This window comes from Bradyrhizobium sp. HKCCYLRH3059 (assembly GCF_051168035.1).
Lineage (GTDB): Bacteria > Pseudomonadota > Alphaproteobacteria > Rhizobiales > Xanthobacteraceae > Bradyrhizobium.
Window position 1 is genome coordinate 110,728 of record NZ_JBNPUF010000012.1, and the last position, 21,076, is coordinate 131,803.

16 protein-coding genes are annotated in these 21,076 nt (G+C 65.3%); 7 read left to right on the forward strand and 9 right to left on the reverse strand.

All coding sequences use genetic code 11. The features are described 5' to 3' along the window. Window positions 1–155 precede the first annotated feature (155 nt). Window positions 156–1,259 (reverse strand): NAD(P)/FAD-dependent oxidoreductase, encoded by a 1,104-nt coding sequence (locus tag ACQR13_RS29635; protein ID WP_434841615.1) that lies wholly within the window; start codon window positions 1,257–1,259, stop codon window positions 156–158. A 211-nt stretch (window positions 1,260–1,470) separates the two neighbouring features. On the opposite strand from ACQR13_RS29635, the gene ACQR13_RS29640 reads away from it, so the two are divergent. The 5 genes from ACQR13_RS29640 (at window position 1,471) to ACQR13_RS29660 (ending at window position 8,988) form a co-directional block, all read left to right on the forward strand. Further along, entirely contained in the window at window positions 1,471–4,176 is a 2,706-nt protein-coding gene (locus ACQR13_RS29640) for a sensor domain-containing protein (RefSeq protein ID WP_316202639.1), read from the forward strand. A 130-nt stretch (window positions 4,177–4,306) separates the two neighbouring features. Continuing rightward, a complete protein-coding gene (locus tag ACQR13_RS29645; RefSeq protein ID WP_434841616.1) occupies window positions 4,307–5,869 on the forward strand; it encodes a glycerol-3-phosphate dehydrogenase in 1,563 nt (520 codons plus the stop codon). Between the two features lie 51 nt (window positions 5,870–5,920). Next, window positions 5,921–7,093: an ABC transporter ATP-binding protein gene (locus tag ACQR13_RS29650; RefSeq protein WP_434841617.1), complete on the forward strand. Its 1,173-nt coding sequence runs from the start codon at window positions 5,921–5,923 to the stop codon at window positions 7,091–7,093. Continuing rightward, on the forward strand, window positions 7,090–8,004 hold the full coding sequence (locus ACQR13_RS29655) for an ABC transporter permease (RefSeq protein WP_434863493.1): 915 nt from the start codon (window positions 7,090–7,092) through the stop codon (window positions 8,002–8,004). Before ACQR13_RS29650 ends, ACQR13_RS29655 begins: the two co-directional genes overlap by 4 nt. A gap of 171 nt (window positions 8,005–8,175) precedes the next feature. Next, a complete protein-coding gene (locus ACQR13_RS29660; RefSeq protein ID WP_315753898.1) occupies window positions 8,176–8,988 on the forward strand; it encodes an ABC transporter permease in 813 nt (270 codons plus the stop codon). 100 nt (window positions 8,989–9,088) lie between these two features. Here the strand turns inward: ACQR13_RS29660 and ACQR13_RS29665 are convergent, their stop codons facing one another. From ACQR13_RS29665 to ACQR13_RS29685, 5 genes are all read right to left on the reverse strand, one after another. Beyond that, window positions 9,089–10,075 carry an alpha/beta hydrolase family protein gene (locus ACQR13_RS29665; protein ID WP_434841619.1) on the reverse strand — a complete coding sequence of 329 codons (987 nt, stop codon included), beginning with the start codon at window positions 10,073–10,075 and terminating at the stop codon, window positions 9,089–9,091. A gap of 7 nt (window positions 10,076–10,082) precedes the next feature. Next, window positions 10,083–10,934, reverse strand: coding sequence for a carbohydrate ABC transporter permease (locus tag ACQR13_RS29670; protein ID WP_315717543.1), 852 nt, complete (start codon window positions 10,932–10,934; stop codon window positions 10,083–10,085). Next, window positions 10,931–11,806: a carbohydrate ABC transporter permease gene (locus ACQR13_RS29675; RefSeq protein ID WP_315754983.1), complete on the reverse strand. Its 876-nt coding sequence runs from the start codon at window positions 11,804–11,806 to the stop codon at window positions 10,931–10,933. The genes ACQR13_RS29670 and ACQR13_RS29675 overlap by 4 nt, the downstream gene beginning before the upstream one ends. A 116-nt stretch (window positions 11,807–11,922) precedes the next feature. Next, window positions 11,923–13,305: an ABC transporter substrate-binding protein gene (locus ACQR13_RS29680; RefSeq protein WP_315717541.1), complete on the reverse strand. Its 1,383-nt coding sequence runs from the start codon at window positions 13,303–13,305 to the stop codon at window positions 11,923–11,925. A 142-nt stretch (window positions 13,306–13,447) separates the two neighbouring features. Then, window positions 13,448–15,397, reverse strand: a complete 1,950-nt coding sequence (locus tag ACQR13_RS29685; RefSeq protein WP_315755006.1) for an AsmA family protein — start codon at window positions 15,395–15,397, stop codon at window positions 13,448–13,450. A 310-nt stretch (window positions 15,398–15,707) separates the two neighbouring features. Here ACQR13_RS29685 and ACQR13_RS29690 point away from each other — a divergent pair, with 310 nt between their 5' ends. Together ACQR13_RS29690 and ACQR13_RS29695 are read left to right on the forward strand one after the other, a co-directional pair. Next, window positions 15,708–16,436, forward strand: coding sequence for a CoA transferase subunit A (locus ACQR13_RS29690; RefSeq protein ID WP_315717540.1), 729 nt, complete (start codon window positions 15,708–15,710; stop codon window positions 16,434–16,436). After that, complete coding sequence (locus tag ACQR13_RS29695) at window positions 16,436–17,086, forward strand: 3-oxoacid CoA-transferase subunit B (RefSeq protein WP_315717539.1); 651 nt, start codon at window positions 16,436–16,438, stop codon at window positions 17,084–17,086. Before ACQR13_RS29690 ends, ACQR13_RS29695 begins: the two co-directional genes overlap by 1 nt. An 8-nt stretch (window positions 17,087–17,094) precedes the next feature. Here ACQR13_RS29695 and ACQR13_RS29700 read toward each other — a convergent pair whose 3' ends face one another. The 3 genes from ACQR13_RS29700 to nirK form a co-directional block, all read right to left on the reverse strand. Beyond that, complete coding sequence (locus ACQR13_RS29700; RefSeq protein ID WP_316186050.1) at window positions 17,095–18,816, reverse strand: hypothetical protein; 1,722 nt, start codon at window positions 18,814–18,816, stop codon at window positions 17,095–17,097. Window positions 18,817–18,994: 178 nt separating this feature from the next. Then, on the reverse strand, window positions 18,995–19,876 hold the full coding sequence (locus ACQR13_RS29705) for a formylglycine-generating enzyme family protein (protein WP_315754989.1): 882 nt from the start codon (window positions 19,874–19,876) through the stop codon (window positions 18,995–18,997). A 51-nt stretch (window positions 19,877–19,927) separates the two neighbouring features. Then, window positions 19,928–21,022, reverse strand: a complete 1,095-nt coding sequence (gene nirK / locus ACQR13_RS29710; RefSeq protein WP_315754991.1) for a copper-containing nitrite reductase — start codon at window positions 21,020–21,022, stop codon at window positions 19,928–19,930. Between the last annotated feature and the right edge of the window lie 54 nt (window positions 21,023–21,076).

Here is a 21,076-nt window from a genome sequence, read left to right on the forward strand (position 1 = left end):
GATCGTAAGACCGTGCGCCTGGGATGGTGACGAGTCCATCCCAGACGCAACTCCAATCAAATTAGTTGCGATATTCGATGAGGCGGACGCATCTGCCTGCGTCGTCTCCCGGCGTATCTATCGCGACACGCCGTTCATCGCGATATCTGGGGTCTTCAGCTCGAGGCGAGATCGCAGACGTGAGCCGCAATCGCGAGCGATGACGTCAATCCAGGCGATTCAATTCCGAACAGATTGATGAGTCCGTGCACCCCGTGATCGCGCGGCCCCTGAATGACGAAATCCTGCGACGCCACGGCCGGCGGTACGATCTTCGGCCTGATACCGGAATAGCTCGGCATCAGCGCCCCATCCGGCAGCGACGGCCAGTACTTGCGGATCGCCGGGTAGAAGCGCTCGGCGCGCGCCGGATCGACCGTATAGTCGATCCGGTCGATCCACTCGACGTCGGGGCCGAATCTGGCCTGGCCTGCCATGTCGAGCGTGAGGTGCACGCCGAGGCCGCCTGGTTCCGGCACCGGGTAGATGAGCCGGCTGAACGGTGCCCGGGCGCTGCAGCTGAAATAGTTGCCCTTGGCGAGATAGGCCGTCGGCACCAGCGACGACGGCATGCCGTCGATCAGCCGCGCCAGCTCGGGCGCGTCGAGGCCGGCGGCGTTCACCAGCAGCCGGCAGCTCAGCGTCATCGGTTGCGCGCCGCCCGCATCGACCTCGATCGATCCCCCGGTCGCCTTGGCCCGCAGCAACGGCGTGTGGAAGGCGAAGGCACCGCCGGCGTCCTCGATCTCGCCGCGCAGCGACAGCATGAAGGCATGGCTGTCGAGGATGCCGGTGGACGGCGACAGCAGCGCAGCCTGACAGGCCAGGGCCGGCTCCAGCGCCAGCGCTTCGGTTCCGGATAGCAGCCGCATACCTTCGACACCATTGGCTTCGGCGTGCGCGCGGATGCCCTGCAGCTTCTCGGTCTCGGCCGGATTGGTCGCAACGATCAGCTTCCCGCAATTGCGGTAGGGCACGCCATGGTCGTCGCAATAGCGGTAAAGTATGCGCTTGCCGGCCACGCAGAAGCGGGCCATCAGGCTCCCGGCCTTGTAGTAGATGCCGGCGTGGATCACTTCGCTGTTGCGAGACGAAGTGACGGTTCCGATGCCCTCGGCCGCCTCGAGAACGATGACCTCGCGTCCGGCCCGCGCCAATTGACGTGCGACGGCAAGTCCGACGACGCCGGCGCCAACGACGACGCAATCCACTCTATCCATGCATAGTCCTGAGACGATTGGGAGAAGTCATGCCTCGCTGCAATCCCTGGTGGGCGGAACCTCGGTCCGGAGTGCGAGGGCCCTTAGCAAACCATTCATCATAAGGCGCCATTGACCAAATTTGCTTCGTCTTTTTCGAAGTTTGCAGAACCCGTTTACCCGATCCCAATAGGTGAAGCCAGATACTGTCGCCGAATACCGCGGGTGATTGATGGCTGGCAAGAATTGGCAGGCGAGCGACCGAAACGCGTTCTCTGCGCGTGTCGTTGCGGCCTCGGTGGCCGCCATGGCAGCGTGGGCGGCTGCGCCGACCCGAGCCTGGGCCGCTTCCTCCGATTTCTCGCCCTCCGGCTACCTGGCCACCATCGAGCCGGACGTGCTCTGGAAGGTGTTGATCGCCGGCGTTGTCGTCTGCGCCTTCCTCGCGTCGGTCGTGATCTGGATCCATTCGGCCTTGCGGCGCGCCAAGCGAGCACAACTGCGGCGCAATGTTTTCATCAGCTCCGCGCTCAACAATCTGAGCCAGGGGCTGATGCTGACGGACGCCGCCAACCGCGTCGTCTTCTACAACCATCGCTTTCTCGAGATCTACGGCATGAGCCGGGCCGACATTCCGCCCGGTTGCACCGGCCGGGATCTGGTCGAGTTGCGGCGGCAGCGTGGCCTGCTCAATCTGACGGTCGAGGACTATGCTCGCCAGGCGCGGGCACCGGATGGGTGCCTGACCGAACTGCCCGACGGACGTGTGGTGCGTGCCCAGATTTTCCGTCTTCCCACCGGAGGATCGATCGGCATCCATGAAGACTGTACGGTGCAGCACCGGCTGGAGCGCGAACTCGCCTCGACCAAGCAGTTCCTGGAATCGGTGGTCGATCAGGTTCCCGTCTGCGTCGCCGCCAAGAACATCGAGGACGGTCGCTACATCTTCGCCAACCGGGCGTTCGAGCAGTTCGCGCAGGTGCCGCGGGATCAGATCATCGGACGGTGCCCGAGCGACCTGTTCGGCGAGGAGACCGCGGCCGCCATCGCGGCTGCCGATCGCGAAGCGATGCTGGCGCCCGGCACCACCTATTGCAGCGAACTCGTGGTTCAACGCGGTGACGAGAAGCGCATCCTGGACGCCCACCGGGTCGTTGCACGCAACGACAAGAACGAACCGCAATTCCTCATCGCGCTGTTCGACGATGCCACGGAGCGGCGATCGCTGAGCCGCGAGCTGGAGAACAGCAAGAAGTTCCTGGAACTGGTTGTCGACAACATTCCGGTTTCGCTCATCGTCGAGAGCGTCAGCGACGGCCGTTATCTGCTCGCCAACCGTAGCGCCGAGATCATCCTCAACCGCAAGCGCGAGGACGCCACGGGCCTGACCACCGCCGACATCTTCAATCCGCGCGAGGCCAGACTGATCACGGCGCGCGACGAAGCCGCCATCAAGAAGCGCGGCCTTCTGACCGAGGAACATCCGATCTCGACCAAGGACGGCCTGCGGCTGTTCCTGACCCGGCGGGCAACCGTGCTGGGCGAGACCGGCGAGCCGCAATATCTGATCAAGACCTATGAGGACGTCACCGACCGGCGCCAGACCGAATCGCGGATGGCGCACATGGCCTATCACGACGGCCTGACCGATCTGCCGAACCGCGCCGCGTTCCTGCAGGCCCTGAGCCAGATGATCGAGGCCTGTGCGGATACGGACGAGGAGTTCGCGGTCCTGAACGTCGATCTCAAGGGCCTGAAGGACGTCAACGACGTCTTCGGCCACGCCATCGGCGACAAGCTGTTGATCGAGGTCGCCCGCCGCGTCCACGCCGTTGCCCGCGGCGGGGTGGTTGCGCGTCTCTCCGGCGATGAGTTCGGGCTGATCATCGACGGCAAGCAGCCGGAAACGGGCAGGGCGCTGGCCGAGCAATTGGCGAAAGCGATCGCGGTGGACTTCCAGATCGACGGCAAATCGATCCGCACCGCGCTGACGACGGGCATCTCGGTGTTCCCGCACAATGGTTCGGATCCGGCGTCGCTGCTCGCCAATGCGGGTGCCGCTCTGTTCCGCGCCAAGGCCAAATCGCGCGGCAGCATCACCTTCTACGAGCCTGAAATGGATCAGCAGATTCGCGACCGCCGCGTTCTGCATCAGGAGCTGTCTGTCGCGATCAAGCATGGCGAACTGTCGCTGTACTTCCAGCCGCAGGCCGTCTCGGGCCGCACGGTCGACGCCAGCGAGATCATCGGCTTCGAGGCGCTGGCGCGCTGGCAGCACCCGGTCCGGGGTTTCGTGCCGCCGAGCGACTTCATTCCGCTCGCGGAAGAGAGCGGCCTCATCGTCGAGATGGGCGAGTGGATCCTGCGCGAGGCCTGCCGCGAGGCGGCGTCGTGGCCGAAGCCGCTGCAGGTCGCGGTCAACCTGTCCCCGGCCCAGTTCGTCCATGGCGACCTCGTTGCGCTGGTCCACTCGATCCTGATCGAGACGGGGCTCGCGCCCGGCAGGCTCGAGCTCGAGATCACCGAGGGTGTGCTGATCGAGGATTTCGATCGCGGTGTCGCGCTGCTGCGCCGGCTGAAGGCGCTCGGCGTTCGCGTCTCAATGGACGATTTCGGCAGCGGCTACTCGTCGCTGAGCTACCTGCAGGCGTTCCCGTTCGACAAGATCAAGATCGACCGCGCCTTCGTCATGAATATCGGTCGCAATCCGCAATCGGCGGCGATCATTCGTGCGGTCATCGGTCTGGGTCACGGCATGAACATGTCGATCGTGGCGGAAGGCGTCGAGACGCCCGAGCAACTCGGCTTCCTCGCCGAGCAGGGCTGCGACTCGGTTCAGGGCTATCTGCTCGGCAAGCCCCTGCCGATCAACAAATACGACGGCATTGTCGGTCGCGCTCACGACGACGACGCCGCGTCCGTTCGCAAGACGGGCTGACCAGGCACTCCGGTCAGAGGCTGTTGCGCAACAGCGCGAATTTATCCGCGCGCGCGACAGCTCGGCCGCTACGAGAATCATTTCCGCCGGTCTACGATCGTTCGCCCTGGCACGCTCGAAGACCTTGCGTATGGCAGACTACGATCTTGCGATCATCGGCGGCGGTCTGAACGGCGTCAGCCTGGCACGCGATGCGGCCGGCCGCGGCTTGCGCGTGATCCTGGTCGAGCAGGGCGATCTCGGCGGCGCCGCCTCGTCGGCCACGTCGCGGCTGGTGCATGGGGACCTCGCGGCGCTGGAGCGCCGCGGCTTTCTGCGCGTGCGCCACGCGCTCGCCGAGCGCGACGTCTGGCTCACGGTCGCGCCGCATCTGGTGCGGCCGATCCGCTTTGCGATTCCGGCTCACGCCAATGAGCGGCCGCCATGGCAGTTGCGCGCAGGGCTCTGGCTCTACGACCGCCTCGCCGCGCGCAACCGGCTGCCGGCCGCGTCGACGCTCGACGTCACGCATCATCCGATCGGCGATGCCCTGAAGCGTCCGATCGGGACGGCGTTCGACTATTCCGACTGCGTGGTCGACGATTCCCGCCTGGTGGTCCTGACCGCGATGGATGCCGCCGAGCGCGGCGCCGAGATCCGCACCGGCGCCCGCTGTGTGCGAGCCGACCGCGACCATCTATGGCGGCTCGCCATCATCGACCGCGGCCATCGCCGCATCGTCACCTCGCGCGCGCTCGCCAACGCAACCGGCGCGTGGAGCGTCTCGACGGCGGAAACCGTGCTGCGTCAGCCGCCGCCGCGGGTCACCGCGCGGCAGGTCAGCCAGATCATCGTGCCGCGGCTGTTCGATGTCGAAGCCGTCTACGTGTTTCAGAATTCGGATGGAAGGCTGATCTTTGCCCAGCCCTACGAGCAAGATTTCACCCTGATCGGCACGGTGGCCCACGGCTTCAAGGGCGACCCAGCCGTGGTGGCGGTGCCGGCGGCAGACGTGGCCTATCTCTGCAAGGCGGCGAACCGCTATTTCCGCTCGGACGTCCAGCCCGCGGATGTGGTCCGGAGCGTGTCCGGCGCCAACATGATGGTGCTGCGTGCTGCCGACAGCGGGGGATTGGAAACGATCGTGAGCCTTGATGCCGGCCGCGCCATGGAGCCCGCCAAGGCGCCGCTCCTGACCATGTGCGGCGGCGATGTCACGACAGCCCGGTACCGGGCCGAGCGGGCGGTCTCGCGGCTTGCGCGCTTCTACCCGATGTCGCCGCGCTGGACTGCGAGCGCGCCGCTTCCGGGTGGCGATTTCGCCTGGGACCGGTTCGAGGATCTCGTCGACGACGCACGGGAGCGCTGGCGCTTTCTCGGCGAAGCCGAGGCCCGGCGGCTGGTCGGCGCCTATGGCACCCGGCTGGCGGAGATCCTCGGCGGGGCGAGATGCCGGGCCGATCTCGGACAGGCGTTCGGGCCGAAGCTGACCGAGGCAGAGGTCCGCTACCTCATGACGCGCGAGTGGGCGCGGTTTCCCGACGACGTGCTGTGGCGGCGGACCAAGCTGGGCCTGACGCTTCCCGCTGCCGAACGCGATGCGCTCGCCGCGTTCATGGCGACGGTCGCCTGTGGCCGGGGCTCGCCGCAGGCCGCTGACGCGAGCGGGGATAGTCGGGCCCGTGCGGTTGAGCTGCAATCCATGGGCGGCTAGCTTGCCGACCGGCCGGGCGTTATGGCCGGCCAGGGGTGATTTGATCAGGACATGGCTGACGACATCGCAAATCCAGCGCCCGCCGAGGAGCCGGCGGCATCACCACTGCCGGAACCGCGCCCCGATCCTCAGCCGCCGATCCTGCGGATCGAGAACGTCGTCAAGACCTTCGGCAGCTTCCGCGCCGTCGACGGCGTCTCGCTCGACATCCGAGCCGGCGAGTTCTTCGCGCTGCTCGGCCCCAGCGGCTGCGGCAAGACGACCTTGCTGCGCATGCTGGCCGGCTTCGAGACGCCGGATGAAGGGCGCATCCTGCTGTCGGGCGAGGAGATCGCGCAGGTGCTGCCGCATCAGCGGCCCGTCAACATGATGTTCCAGAACTACGCGCTGTTCCCGCATCTGAACGTGCGCGACAACATCGCCTTCGGCCTGAAGCGCGCCGGCATGCCGCGCGCCGAGATCGCCACCCGCGTCGCGGAGATGGTGGCGCTGGTCCGGCTCGAAGGCCTGGAGAAGCGCAAGCCCGATCAACTGTCCGGGGGACAGAAGCAGCGCGTCGCCCTGGCACGCTCGCTGGCGCGCCGGCCGAAGGTGCTGCTGCTCGATGAGCCGATGGCGGCGCTCGACAAGAAGCTGCGCGAGAGCACGCAGTTCGAGCTGATGGAGCTGCAGCGCAAGCTCGGCATGACCTTCATCATCGTCACCCACGACCAGGAGGAGGCGATGACGGTGGCGAGCCGGATCGGGGTAATGAACGCGGGAAGGCTCGAGCAGGTCGCTGCACCGCGCCGCCTGTATGAAGAGCCCGTGTCGCGGTGGGTCGCGGAGTTCGTCGGCGACATCAACCTGTTCGAGGGCGAGGTGACCGCGCGTGAGTCGCACCGGCTCCGGATCACGACCGCCGCTGCCGGCGAGCTCGCCGCGGCGCAACCCGTCAGTCCGATCAGCGAGAGCAAGGTCGCAGTCGCGATCCGTCCCGAGAAGATCCGCCTCGCGCTTCGCCGGCCGGCGGCTGATGCCGCAGCGATCAACTGTGTCGAGGGCGCCATTTCCGATGCGAGCTATCTCGGCGGCAAGACCGTGTACAAGATCAAGCTCGACGGCGGCGCTGTCCTGCACGCGTCGCAAGCCAACACGGCCCGGCTCGACGCCGACGGCTATGGGCTGAACCAGCGCGTCGTGGCCTGGTTCACGCCCGATGATTGCGTGGTGCTGGAGCGATGAGCGCGCGCCGCATCTTCTCGCGTCCGGCGCGATTTGCGGCGATCGCGCCTTACGTCTGGATGGTGCTGTTCTTCCTGGTGCCGTTCGCCTTCGTCGCCAAGATCAGCCTGTCGCAGACTGCGATCGCGCAGCCCCCCTATACGCCGGTGTTCTCGCTGGCTGATGGTTTGTCGTCGCTCTCGGATGCGTTCGCGGCGTTGTCGCTGGACAATTTCCGCCTGCTGCTGTCGGACGATCTGTATCTCGCGTCCTATCTGCGCAGCGTCGTCGTCGCGGCGACGTCGACCGCGATCCTGCTCCTGATCGGCTACCCGATCGCCTATGGCATGGCGCGGCTGCCCAGGCGTTGGCAGGGCATCGCGATGATGCTGGTGATCGTGCCGTTCTGGACCTCGTTCCTGATTCGCATCTATGCCTGGGTCAACATCCTGCAGCATGACGGCCTGTTGAATCAGATCCTGCTCGCGCTGCATCTGGTGTCCGCGCCGGTGGTGTGGCTGTCGACGGACAGCGCGATGTATGTCGGGATCGTCTATTCCTATCTGCCCTTCATGATCCTGCCGCTGTTTGCGACGCTGACGAAGCTGGAGCCGGCCCTGGAAGAGGCCGCCGCCGATCTCGGCGCCTTGCCGCGCGAGACCTTCTGGCTGGTGACGTTTCCGCTGTCGCTGCCGGGTGTCGGCGCCGGCGCGCTGCTGTGCTTCATCCCGATCGTCGGCGAGTTCGTCATTCCCGATCTGCTCGCCGGCTCGAAATCGCTGATGATCGGCCAGACGCTGTGGCTTGAATTCTTCACCAACAAGGATTGGCCGGTGGCTTCGAGCATCGCCGTCGTGCTGCTCGCGGTGCTGCTGCTCCCGCTTCTGCTCTACGACCGGCTGCAACGCCGGCAGTTGGAGGAGAGCAGGTGATGGATGGCGTACAGCAAGGCACGTTCTCTCGCTCCCCTCCCCCTTGCGGAGAGGGGTTGGGGGTGGGGGTCCGCATCGGCGATCTTTGCTGGGTGCCCCTCTCCCTGACCCTCCCCCACAAGGGGGGAGGGAACGGAGAGGGTTTCACTGGGATTGAGGGAGGAGGAGATCGTGCCTAATCCCTCCCGCCTGTCGCGCTTCAACGTCGCCTCGCTGACGCTTGGGCTCGCCTTTCTTTACCTCCCGATCCTGATCCTGGTGATCTATTCGTTCAACGCCTCGCGGCTGGTCACGGTCTGGGGCGGCTGGTCGCTGCGCTGGTATCACGAGTTCTTCAACGACCGCGCGATGATCGATGCAGCCTGGATGAGCCTGCGCGTCGGCGCCACCTCGGCGACGGTGGCGACCTTGCTCGGCACCCTTGCCGCGGTGGCGCTGTCGCGCGGCCAGGGATTTCGCGGCCGCATGCTGTTCTCCGGCATGCTGTATGCGCCGCTGGTGATGCCCGAGGTGATCACCGGCCTGTCGCTGCTGCTGCTGTTCGTGGCGCTGGAGGCCGAGCGCGGCTTCTGGACGGTGACGCTCGCCCACACGACCCTCACGATGTGCTTCGTTGCGGTGATCGTACAGTCGCGGCTGGTCTCGCTCGACCGCAGCCTGGAGGAAGCCGCGATGGACCTCGGCTGCGATCCCTTGCGCGCGTTCGTGATGGTCACCTTGCCATTGATCGCCCCGGCGGTGGTCGCCGGCTGGATGCTCGCCTTCACGCTGTCGCTCGACGATCTCGTGATCGCGAGCTTCACCACCGGCCCGGGCTCGGCGACATTGCCGATCCGGATCTATTCGGAAGTACGGCTCGGGGTGAAGCCGGAGATCAACGCGATCTGCACGCTGGTGATCGGGCTGATTGCCGTGGTGATCGTCGTGGCGTCGTTAGCTTCAAAGCTGTCGAGTGATCGCGGCGAGAGCGCTGCGCCATTATAGAGGTCGTCATTGCGAGCGTAGCGAAGCAATCCGGGCCGCGCCAGGACTCTGGATTGCTTTGCTACGCTCAAAATGACGGAGAATGCTGCGGCAGCGTCGCTCAGGCCTCGAACAGCCGCAACGCGGCGGCCACAACCGTGCGGTGGATCGCGCCGCGGTCGACCGACGGCGGATCGACGCAGCACGCCGGGTCGGCGCTGCGTCCGAGCGCGGTGCTCTTCGGCAGGAACACATAGTGGCCGGCCTCGTCGGCAACGACATCAAAGGTGCTGCCGCTGAGCCGCTCATGCAGCCAGCGCGCGGATGGCAGCAGGGCGTCCCCACCGCCGACCATGATGCGTGCGGGTACGCTGATTGCGGCGACGCTCTCGTCGGAGAAGCCCTGCACCGATCGGCCCGGCGCCAGCAGCAGCGCAGCCTTGATGCGGGGATCGCGATAGGAGGCCGACATCCGCCCCCAGGAGTCGCGGAAGATCTGGCTCTTCTCCATCAGCCGCGGCAGATGATCGACGAGATCGGGAAACTCGCGCGGTCCGCGGCCCAGATTGGCGCCCGGCTCGAACGGCGAGCGGAGCATGATGGCGCCGAGCAAGGCGGTGGCGGTGACGCCGCCGAGCGAATAGCCGACGGCGTAGATGCGGTCGGGGTTGATACGGCCTTCGAAATCGGGATGAGCGGCGATGTGGTCGATCAGCAAGGACACGTCGCGCGGGCGTTCCCATGAGCAGAGGAAGCCCTCTGCGCGGTAAGGCTCAGCGTTGCTGTTGCCATGATGATTGACGGCGACCGCAACAAAGCCGCGGGACGCCAGCTCGCGCGCTAGCCATTCGAACTGCAGGCCGTTGCATCCGGTACCATGCGAATACATTACGAGCGGGCAAGTCCCGTTGGGACCGAGCGGCGCATCCAGCGCCGCAGGTCCCGCCTCGAACCATCCTTGCGGCCATGGGGCGACCGGAAGCGCTGCTTCGATCGCGCTATCCGTGGCCGGATACCAGGCGAACCAGTCGATGGGCCGCGGCCCGTCGCCATCCCAGTTCGGCCGCGAAGCGTCGGCGAACCGTCCCTGACGAAATCCGACCCTCATCGCTCCGTCACGACTTCACGGCGCCGGCGGTCAGGCCGCCCACCATGTAGCGCTTGAAGGCATAATAGACCGCCGCGGGCGGCAGCGCGTAGATGAAGCCGGTGGTCATCAGAAGCTCCCACGGCGAGTCATCGGCGGCCAGGAAGTTGCCGAGCGCCACGGGCAGCGTGATATCCTTGTCGTTCGACAGCAGCAGGAACGCGTAGAGGTACTCGTTCCAGGCCAGCAGCACCGCATAGGTTCCGATCGCGACCAGCGAGGGCATCATCAGCGGCACATAGACGAGCCGGAAGATCTGCAGCGGGCTGGCGCCATCCATGACGGCGGCCTCGTCCAGCTCGACCGGCAGCTTGTCGGAGGCCTGTTTCAGCACCCAGATCGCGTAGGGCGAGGCAATCGTCACCATCGCCAGGATCAGCGACCAGTCGTTGTTGAGCAGGCCGTATTTGCCCATGGTGCGATACATCGGCACCGCGAGGAACGCGGCCGGGATGAAATAGGTGAACAGCGCGAGGTTCATCACCACCCGGCTGCCGGGCACGCGCAGGCGCGAGATGGCGTAAGCCGCGCAAGTCGCGATCACCAGGGTCAGCGCGCCGACGGCGGCGGCAATGATGACGGAGTTGCCGAACTGGATCCAGAAATCGCGCAGGAAGTAATGCTGCTGGTGGAACACGATCGAGAAATTGTGCAGCGTCGGATGGTCCGGCCACAGCTTGCCCGAGAACGCGTCCTCCTTCGGCGAGATCGCGAACAGGAACATGTGGTAGATCGGGATCATCGTCCAGATGAAGACGGGGATGCCGATCAGCAGCAGCCGGGCCTCGGTGCCGACTTCGCGCAGGGTGGGGAGCTTCATCGCGACAACCGCTTCATCATGAAATAGACCAGGGGGAGCACCAGCGGCATCGCGCAGACGATCGAGGCCATCGCGAGGCTGAGCTGATCGAGCCGGAGATAGCGGATGCCGAGTGTCGCCAACACGTGGGTGAGATCGGCCGGACCGCCGCCGGTCAGGAGGTACACGCTGTTGAAGTCGCCGAGCGTCCAGATCATCGAGAGCAGCGTGCAGGTGATGTAGAGCGTCTGCATCGACGGCCAGGTGATGAAGCGGAACTTCTGCCACCAGGTGGCGCCGTCGACCTCGGCGGCCTCGAACAGGTCCTGCGAGATCGCCAGCCGCCCGGTCATCAGGATCAGGGTCCAGAACGGCAGCGATTTCCAGATGTGCATGCCGATCGCCATCGACAGCGCGACCGTCGGATCGTTCAGCCAGTTCGGGCCGTCATCGCCGGTGAACTTGAAGATCAGCTGGTTCACGACGCCCCATTCGGGATTGAGCATGAAGCGCACCGACAGGATGGTCGGGATCGAAGGCACCGCCCAGGGAAGGATGAAGATGACCGACAGCCATTTGATCCAGCCGCGCTGCTGAATGAAGAAGCCGGACAGGAACAGTGCGATCACCATCTTCAGATTGATGCCGACCACAAGGAAGATCAGCGTGTTGACGGCGGCGCGCGCGAAGATGGGGTCGTTATACAGCGCGACATAGCTGGCCGGCTCCCGGGCGAGCCACAGGCCGTAGCCGACGGGATAGACGACGAAGGCGAGGAAGACGAGCAGATAGGGGGCAAGCATGACGATGCCCCACACCTGTGACGGTGTGAGCAGCACCGGGCGCGGCGCCTCCGCGAGTGCGGAATCGGAAGCTGAGAGCGTGATCGCCATGGTCGTTTTTCCCGGGTCGTCTCTTCCCGCCTATAAGCCATCCCGGCCGCATGCGCTGCGGCCGGGTTTTGTTGTCGTTGTCAGGATCTCGAGCTAGTGCCTCGCGAGGCGAGAGACTAGCCGGCGACCTCCTTCAGCCGCGCGATCAGCTCGTCGACGGCCTTCTCGACCGGCACCTTCTCGCTGACCACGCGGTTCATCGCCTTGGCCCAGACGTTCTCATTGTTGAGGATCGTGAACTTGTAGTTCTTGGTGAAGTCGAACGGCGTCGTGCCGCCGGTGAACTGGGTGTAAACGGCCTTGCGATGGCGGTCGGCCTGCCAGAACGGGCTCTTCTGGCCTGCGGTCGTCACCGGGAACCAGCGGCCCAGCGCGCCCTCGATGTAGGGGCCGAGGTTCTCCTCCTGCATCAGGAACTTGATGAATTCCTTGGCCTGCGCCTTGTGAGGAGCATTGGCGAAGATCAGTCCGGTCTTGACGTCGGAGCGGTACTTGATCGGCGTGCCGTCCGGCTTGTTGGGGAAGGACGCGGTGATGATGTCCTCCTCATAGGCCTTCTTGCCGGCCGCGCGCTGCTCGGGCGTCAGCGCCGGGTTGGTGGAGTCCTCGAACCACTTGGCCGCGATCGAGATCGTGAAATTGTGGGTCATCACGATCGTCTTGTTGTGGAACGCGACGTTGTTGTCCGGATCCTTCCAGGTCGTGGACGAGGGCGGCGTGCAGCCCTTGATGTAGGTGTCGGTATAATCCTTCATCGCCTTGACGAGGCCGTCGCGCACCTTGGGGTCGTCGACCAGCAGCTTGCCGTCGTCGTCGACCAGCTTGACGTTGTAGGCGTCCATGAAGGTGTAGAACGACTGGAACGAGTCGGTGGATTCCACGCCCATCGGCTGACCGACGCCATACATGCGCTGGCCGGTGGCCTTGCGGACCGCCGGCTGCACCTTGTCGCACCAGAACGTCCAGTAGTCTTCCCACTTGGTGGGGATGTCGCTCTGCTTGAAGCCGGCCTTGCTCAGCAGGTCGCCCCAGATCTGGACGTGCATGCTCTGTTGCTTCAGCGGGAAGCCGTAATAGGCCTTCTTCTTGGTGACGTTGTTGTAGAGGTAGGCGGTCTCGAGCGTGTTCGGAGCGAACGCCGACTTCATCGGCTCCAGGATGTCGGTGAGATCCTCGAGCTTGCCTTCGTAGGCCCACTTGCCCTGGGCCTGAACGTCGTAGGTGTCGGCATAGGCCACGTCGGGCACGGTGCCCGAATCGAGCGCGGCGACCGTCTTCGGAATCATGTCCTGGATCGCGTATTGCGACAGCTCGACCTTGATGCCGGTCTTGGCCTCGAACTTCTTGACGACGTTGAGCAGCGCATCGTCCTCGGACTTGTAGAAGCCCTTGCTCCACCAGATCGTGATGGTGTCCTGAGCGATGGCTGGTGCTGCAGCGCAAAAAAGCCCGGCGGCTGCGACTGCGATCGAAAGCGCACCCATTCCCCTGGATTTCACGTGTCTCTCCCTGATCCGCCGATCTTGCTTGATCGGTTGCGGCCGGACACTAGCCCAGGGACCCGACGTGATCCAGAAGTAATATATCAGACATAGGTCGTGACGGCGGCCGCGTATCGGCACGCGAAGCAAGCCGCGTCGGTCAGTTCTGCTTGGTGGGAGGGTCGCCCGTCGGGGCGTCAGCCTGCGGCGCAGTGTCCGGCTGCGCCGGGCGCAATCCGCCGCCGGTGAATCGTTCCAACACCGAGCGCACCGCATCCCTCGTCTTGCGGTCCTTGACCGCATCGAGCAGAGGGGCGGCGGCCGGAGCGCGGCGGATCAGGCTTTCCGGATCGGGAAAGATCAGCGGATCTTCCCAGGGGCCCTGGACGACGAAAGGCAGTTCGAAACCGTTGCTGCCGTTGCCGGACGACAGCAGGCTCGCGACGCCCTTGAAATCGTATTCCCGTGTCGGCACCGAGGCCGTACCGGTCATCGTGATGCGCGCGGTCGGGCTCTCGACGCGGATGTCCTCCGCGGTCGCGATGCCCTCGGAGAACTTGACCGCGATCGTCAGCGAATCGTAAGGCGTCGAACCGGAGCGGAAATTGCCGCCGCGCGACAGCGGGCTGCGCTCGAGGCGCTTCAGGAGCTGCTCGACGTTGAAGCCGGAGATCGCGCCATCGCGGCCCTGCAGGTTGGCGCTGCCGTCGAGCGACTGGGCGAGCCCGAACGGGCTCGAGCCCGAAGCCGTCAGCGAGACGTTGAGATTGCCGCGTCCCGACAGCGACGACACGCCGAACATCTCGTTGGCGCAGGCCTGCAGATCGACATCGTTGAATTGCAGCTCAGCCTTCACGTCGGCCACGGTGTCGGCGCGGGCGATTCCGAACGAGCCGCGCACGACGCCGCCATACATCTGCGCCTCGCCGACCGAGAGGGCGAGCACGCCGTTGCGCAGGTTGGCGCCGAAGGCCGTACGTCCGATTTTCGAGGAGCCGACCGTGACCTTTGCGGCCGATAGCCGCATGTCGAGGTCAGTGGTGGACAAGGCCTTGAGGTCGAAGAGTTGCCGATTCCAGTCGCGGGCCCCATTGGCCAGCAGCCGGACCGTCGAGATGTAGGGGGTGAAGTCGAGCGCGTCGGCCGCCAGCGTCGCCTGCAGCGTCTGCCGGCCGTTATTGGCGTAGGTCATCACGCCTTCGGCGGTGTTGCCGTCGAGTTCGACGTTGACATTGGTGAGAGCGATCGAGGCGCCGACCACGTTGGCACGGGCGCGCAAGGCGAAGCGCCCGAAGCCGCCGCCGCCGAGCGGCGTCTGCCCCGTCCAGCGCAGCGCATCGCGGAGCGAAGGGCTATCCACCGTCAGCATGCCTTCCATCAGCGCGCTGGTGCGGTTCGCGACCGTGCCGTCGAAGGCGACTTTCAGCGGCGCGCTGGCGAGCCGCATCTTCAAGCCGGACCGGTCCCCCGACAGCGCAGCCAGGAAGTCGCTGACGCTGATGGAGCCCTCGATGCGCTGGCCGCGCCAATCGAACTGCCCGGTCGCCGCGAACGAGCGCGAGATCGACGGCCAGGCGAGCGACAGGTCGATATCGTCGAGCCGCTCGGAAGCGTGGTGGTCGGTGTCCTCGTAGACCAGGATGCCGTCCTGAATGCGGATCTCAGAGAACGACATCTGGCTGTCGGGCCCCGGACGCATCGTGCGCGCGATGGTCTCGATGAAGGGAGTCCAGTTGCTGTTGCCGTCGGCCTCGCGGGTGACGTTGATCTGCGGCCGCAGCATCATGACATCGGCGATTTCGAACCGCTGCAGCAGCAGCGGCAACAACTGCAGATTGGCGGTCAGCACGTCGACGCGCAGGGCCGGATCCTCGGTGCCGCTGCCCTTCAGGCCGACATCGTGGAACGAGACATAGCTGCCCGGAAACAAGGAGACGTCGATATGTCCCTTGACGACGAGCTCGAGGCCGGTCACCGCGCGGATCTGGCTCTCCACCGCCTGCCGCAGTGCCTCGCGATTGACCAGCCAGGAGCTCGCGAGCAGGGCCACGAACGCGATGCCCAGCAGCACCGCGATCGGTGTGCCGAGGCGCCTCATTCCTTGGGCCATGGTCACGGACATGTCCTGGGATCGTCGGATCGCTGGTTACGCGGGATGGGCAGGGTGCGCCGAAAACCCCTGCCAACATCAACAACTTGATGCGCTTTCTTGACGCTTTCAAGGCCACGCCGCCGGTGTGGCCGGATTGCGGCGGAGCCCTGATATTCCGGACTCCGGATCGCCACGGAGGCGCAGGCTGGTGCGACAGCTAAAGCAGGATGTGCGCGTTGGGAAGGCATCATTGACGCATTGCGAAGATTTCGCCTAATAATCCGGTCGATATCCGCGCGGTCGCCGCTCTCCATCAGGTCATTCCCGTATGAACAAGGTCTATCCGGACGCCAAATCCGCCCTTGCCGGCCTCCTCAAGGACGGCATGACCATCATGTCGGGTGGGTTTGGTCTTTGTGGCATCGCAGAAACCCTGTCCGACGCCATTCGCGAGTCCGGGGTGAAGGACCTCACCGTCATCTCCAACAATGCCGGGGTGGACGGCATCGGCCTGAGCCGGCTGCTGGAGACGCGGCAGATCAAGAAGATGATCTCGTCCTATGTCGGCGAGAACAAGCTGTTTGCCCAGCAATATCTGGCCGGCGAGCTGGAGCTCGAATTCTGCCCGCAGGGCACCCTGGCCGAGCGCATCCGCGCCGGCGGCGCCGGCATCCCGGCCTTCTTCACCAAGACCGGCGTCGGCACGCTGGTCGCGGAGGGCAAGGAGGTGCGGGAGTTCGACGGCGAGAAATATCTGATGGAGCGCGGTCTGTTTGCCGATCTGGCGATCGTGCACGCCTGGAAGGGCGACACCGCCGGCAACCTCGTCTACCGCAAGACCGCGCGCAACTTCAATCCGATGATGGCCACTGCGGCCAAGGTGACGGTCGCGGAGGTTGAGCATCTGCTGCCGGCCGGCCAGATCGATCCCGACCACATTCATACGCCGGGCATCTTCGTGAAGCGCATCATCCAGGTCGGAACTGCGCTCAAGCGCATCGAGCAGCGCACCGTGCGCAAACGTGAAGCCGCCGCCGCAGCCGGGGAGGAAGTCTGATGGCCTGGACGCGAGAGCAGATGGCGGCGCGCGCCGCCAAGGAGCTACGGGACGGCTACTACGTCAATCTCGGCATCGGCATTCCGACGCTGGTCTCCAACTTCATTCCGCCGGGCGTCGACGTCGCGCTGCAGAGCGAGAACGGCATGCTCGGCATGGGTCCGTTCCCCTATGAGGGCGAGGAGGATCCCGACCTCATCAATGCCGGCAAGCAGACCGTTACCGAGCTGCCGATCACCAGCTATTTCTCGTCAGCCGAATCCTTCGCCATGGTCCGCGGCGGCCACATCGACCTGTCGATCCTCGGCGCCATGCAGGTCGCCCAGAACGGCGATCTCGCCAACTGGATGATCCCCGGCAAGATGGTGAAGGGCATGGGCGGCGCGATGGATCTCGTCGCCGGCGTCAAGCGCGTGGTCGTGGTCATGGAGCACAGCGCCAAGGACGGCCCGAAGCTGCTCAAGCAGTGCACCTTGCCGCTGACCGGCGAGCGCGTGGTGGACATGGTGGTGACCGATCTGGCGGTGTTCACGATCGACAAGCACGGCAATGACGGCATGGCCCTGATCGAGCTCGCCGACGGCGTGACGCTCGACGAGGTCAAGGCCAAGACCGAAGCCGAGTTCCGGGTCGCGCTGAAGAATGCCTGAGGGCGCGGCTACCAGCGCCGGCACAGCATCTCCGCGACCTTGACGGCGAGCCGGCATGCCGCTCGCCGCGGCGGGCTCGCAGCAGTGGACTGCGCGGTCTCCGCCAGCCCCTGAATGATGAGACACGGCACACTGCGGCTGAGGCAGATCAGCCCCATCGCATAGGCCATGTTATCCGTCGCAAGCGCGCCTGGAAACGCTGCCGAGATCTCGGCATTCGTGCCGTCGCCATCGCACGTCACCGTCATTCCTTCGAAGAACACGCCGATGTCATCCAGCATGCCGTCCGCGGCCTCGTGCGCGAGGCGGCAAAGCTCGGGATCGGCCGGAATGATCATTCCGCTGTCATCGACCAAGGGCGGCTCGGCAATGCTGAGCGCGTCGCGCAGCTTGATCTGAATCCGGAATGGCGCGACCGCGGTGGCGATGACGAGATCACCGGGGCCGGCGCCGACGAATCGCGGGCCGCGGGCCGCGTGCGGGAGATTCGGGCCCAGTGCTTCGGCCCGTCCCGGCATGATCAGCCACTGCGCCCCATGCTCTTCGATCGCCACTGCGGCCGCGCTCGCCACCTCGGCCATCGATCGCCCGAGGCACACGACCGCATGGAAGCAGGAATGCCTGATGATGGCGCGCGCCGCGTTGCGCTGTTCAATCAGTGTGCCCGGGCCCATGGCCTGGACCAGGGCTTCGATATCCTCCGGCGTTTCGACCACGAAACCGATCGTGTTGGCTTTGGCATGGAGAAATCGCAGCGCGTCGAGCATCGCGTTGATGCTGGCCTTCTCCCGACCATCGAGCTGCTGCCACAGCGCTTCGAGCACGTCCAGGGAGGCCTCGATGCCGGCGCCGATCACGCCCTGGCCGAGCGGGCGGCCGGGTGTCTCGCAACGGTAGAGCTCCTCCAATGCCTGCAGGACGGTCCTGCGGTCCTTGACGGCGTAGGCTCCTTGCAGGATGCGCGCGAGAACCTGGGCGCGCTTGCCAAGTTCGAGCGGAACGGCGAGCCAGGCAAAATCAGCCAGCTCGGCCGCCTGCTCGCTTGCGGCGCGCTGGAATTCGCCGACGACCTGACCGTAGTGCCAGCTCAATTGCCACGGCGTCACCTGCCGTCCGCGATACCTGCCGCGCTCGATGCGTTCGAGCGATTGCGCCTGCAACTCGTTGCGCAGGTCGGGATCTATTCCCGATGCGCGGGAATCCAGCAGACGATAGGCGCGTGTTGCGATCGCCGGTCCGAACCATTCGTGCTCGGGGTCGCCGACCGAGAGACCGCTCGGCATGCGGATGTGGACGGTCCTGCGAAACTGGTCGAGCTCGCGTCTTGCGACCTGGGCCGCGGTCACCGAAACCTGCTGCACCTCGCACAAACCGTCGACCACACTGGCCCAGTCCCAGAAGTCGTCGCCATAGAACGGAATGCGATATTGGCGGCTCGCGACGATCCGTGCGCAAGCCTGTTCGATGGCGGGAGCCACGCGATCGAGAATATCCTTGCGCGCCAGCGCGCCGTCCGTGAGACATTGGTGCACGAGACGCGCCGCGCCCGCATTCACCACGTGCCAGTCCCTGGCGGCGAATTTAGGCGACGTCCGCAGATATTCGAGCGCGTCGATGAGGCAGCGTCCAGCCAGTGCGCGGGGCGAATCGTCGTCGAACCAGCTGGTGTTGCCAATTCCGTAACCATGCAGGTCGGACGTGAAGAAGACCGGCGGATGTCGAGAATTCACACTCGCCTCCTGGTCCGCTTATCGCGTCTCTCAACGAAAATTGTCTAACGTTTGTAGCTTGCATCTCGCAATCGAAAGTTGATTTTGCGTGACTGTCATTTGTGCCAGTGTCAGGGCACCGCCGATCCGGCACCGGCATGGGTTGCTGTCGAGCGTGCTTAACGCTGAGCACGCCGCGTCAGGCGCGAATGGCGCCGAGGAGCCGGCTGAGACGCTGCGTCATGCTGCGGCTCCATGAGGGCTGTTCGCGGACCAGCCGGAAGCCGAGATTGGCAGGTGGCGTGCCGGAGGCGCAGCCGCCGGCGCGCGCGTCGCGGATGAAGTCGGTCACGTAGGCTCGATGCGCGCCTTCGGCCAGCCGCACGCCGCAATTGCTGACGGTCTTGGTGACGCGACCTGCACTATCCTGCATCTTGCGTGTGAAGCAGGTCGAGGTCCACTCCCAGACATTACCCGCGAGGTCGGCAATGCCGTGCTCGTTGATGCCGAAGCTGCCGAAGCCGCGCGTCTCGGAGTCCTCTTGCAGCGCGGCTTCCCGCTCGTAGCGGGCAATCCAGCGTCGGGAGGGATCGGCGTCGTCGATCGAGACGCCATCGTCCTTGAAGCGGCTGCCCGCTGCATAGGCCCACTCGGTATCGGTCGGCAGACGATAGCTGTGGCCGGTCCGGTGTGAGAGCCATTCGGCGTAGGCCACCGCGTCATGCCAACTCACCTGCACGGCCGGGCGATCGCTGGCGATGGGAACGTTGCGATCGAGCGCGCGGCACGCATGCGCTTCGACGCAGGCGTGGTAGTCCGCGGCACTGACCTGGTTCGTCATGATCGTCAGCGGATGATCAAAGCGGACCGTCGTGATGGGCGCTTCGGCCTGCCGCCCGCTGCGGAGATGGTCACCGGAGTCGCGGTAGCTGATCGTACCAGGTGCGATCTCGGTGAGGGCGGGGCCGTCGAAGTCCGCAACCCGGTTTGGCAGATCGGCAAGGATCGGTGCCATTGCGGTCGGGCCAGCCAATCCGACGACGCAGGCGATGGTGAGCTTGAGCTTGAAAGCGAGCAGCATGGCAGCACACTCAGGAGAGTGGGGGCCGGATACGCCGGCCCCCAGGGCCGATCAGTTCGTCGTGCCGGTCGGAATGTCCGCCGGGGCCTTGACCTGCGTCATCAGGTCGTCATTCCACTTGCCTTCGACCTTGAAATGGGCCGTCGCGCCGAGATTGGCCGCCTCGATCAGGTTGTGGGTGACGTAGGCGTAGATGCCGGGCTGCAGGAATTTGTAGAGCGCGGCGCCTGCCGAGCCGCCCCGGATGAACCAGGTCTCGAGCCCGGTCTCCGGCGCGTTGGAAAATTTGCCGGTCTCCCAGACATAGTCGCCGTGGCCGCCGATCAGATGCGGACGACTGTCGCGGTTCGCCTGCGAGTGCACGATCAGAACGTTCTCGCCGACATTGGCCGTGAGCGCATTCTTTCCGGTGAGCGCGCCGGCCTTGCCGTTGAACACCACATGGGTCGGCGTGAGCTTGCGCATGACCTCCTCGGTGTCGCTATAGGCTTCGCCGGGCGAGTCGTAGGACTTGAAGTTTCCCTTCTCGTCGCGCGGGACGTAGAGGTCCTGCTCGCCGATGTAGTAGACGCGATCGTAGCGCAGCGCGTGTCCGCGGCCGTCATTGAGACCGTCGCGCGGCAGCACCATCACGGCGCCGTTCATGCCGGAGACGACATGCCAGGGGATCATCGGTCCGCCGGGGGCGCAGTGATAGACGAACACGCCGGTCCGCGTCGCCTTCCAGCGTAGCACGACCTGTTCGCCCGGATTGACCAGGGTCAGCGCGCCGCCGCCCAGCGCTCCGGTCGCGGAGTGGAAGTCGATGTTATGCGGCATGCTGTTGGTCGCGGGATTGACCAGGGTCACCTCGACATAGTCGCCCTCATGGACCACCATCAGCGGGCCTGGCATCGAGCCGTTGAACGTCATGGCCTGGAAGGTGGTGCCCTTCTCGTCGATCACCATCTTCTTTTCCTGGACCACGAGCTTGAACTCCATGATCTTGGGCCCCTGCTTCGTCGCCTGCTCGTGCGCATGCACGAACGGCGGAGCCACCAGATCGACCTTCTGGCGCGGCAGCTTGAGGTCCTCGGCCATCGCGGGAGCCGCAAGCATCATCGCGGCGATGGCTGCACTGAACATGGCGGTGCGGCGGGTCAACATGGATCGCTCCTTCATTGGATCTGTTGTAGTGCCGCAATCACCATGCTCCCGTTG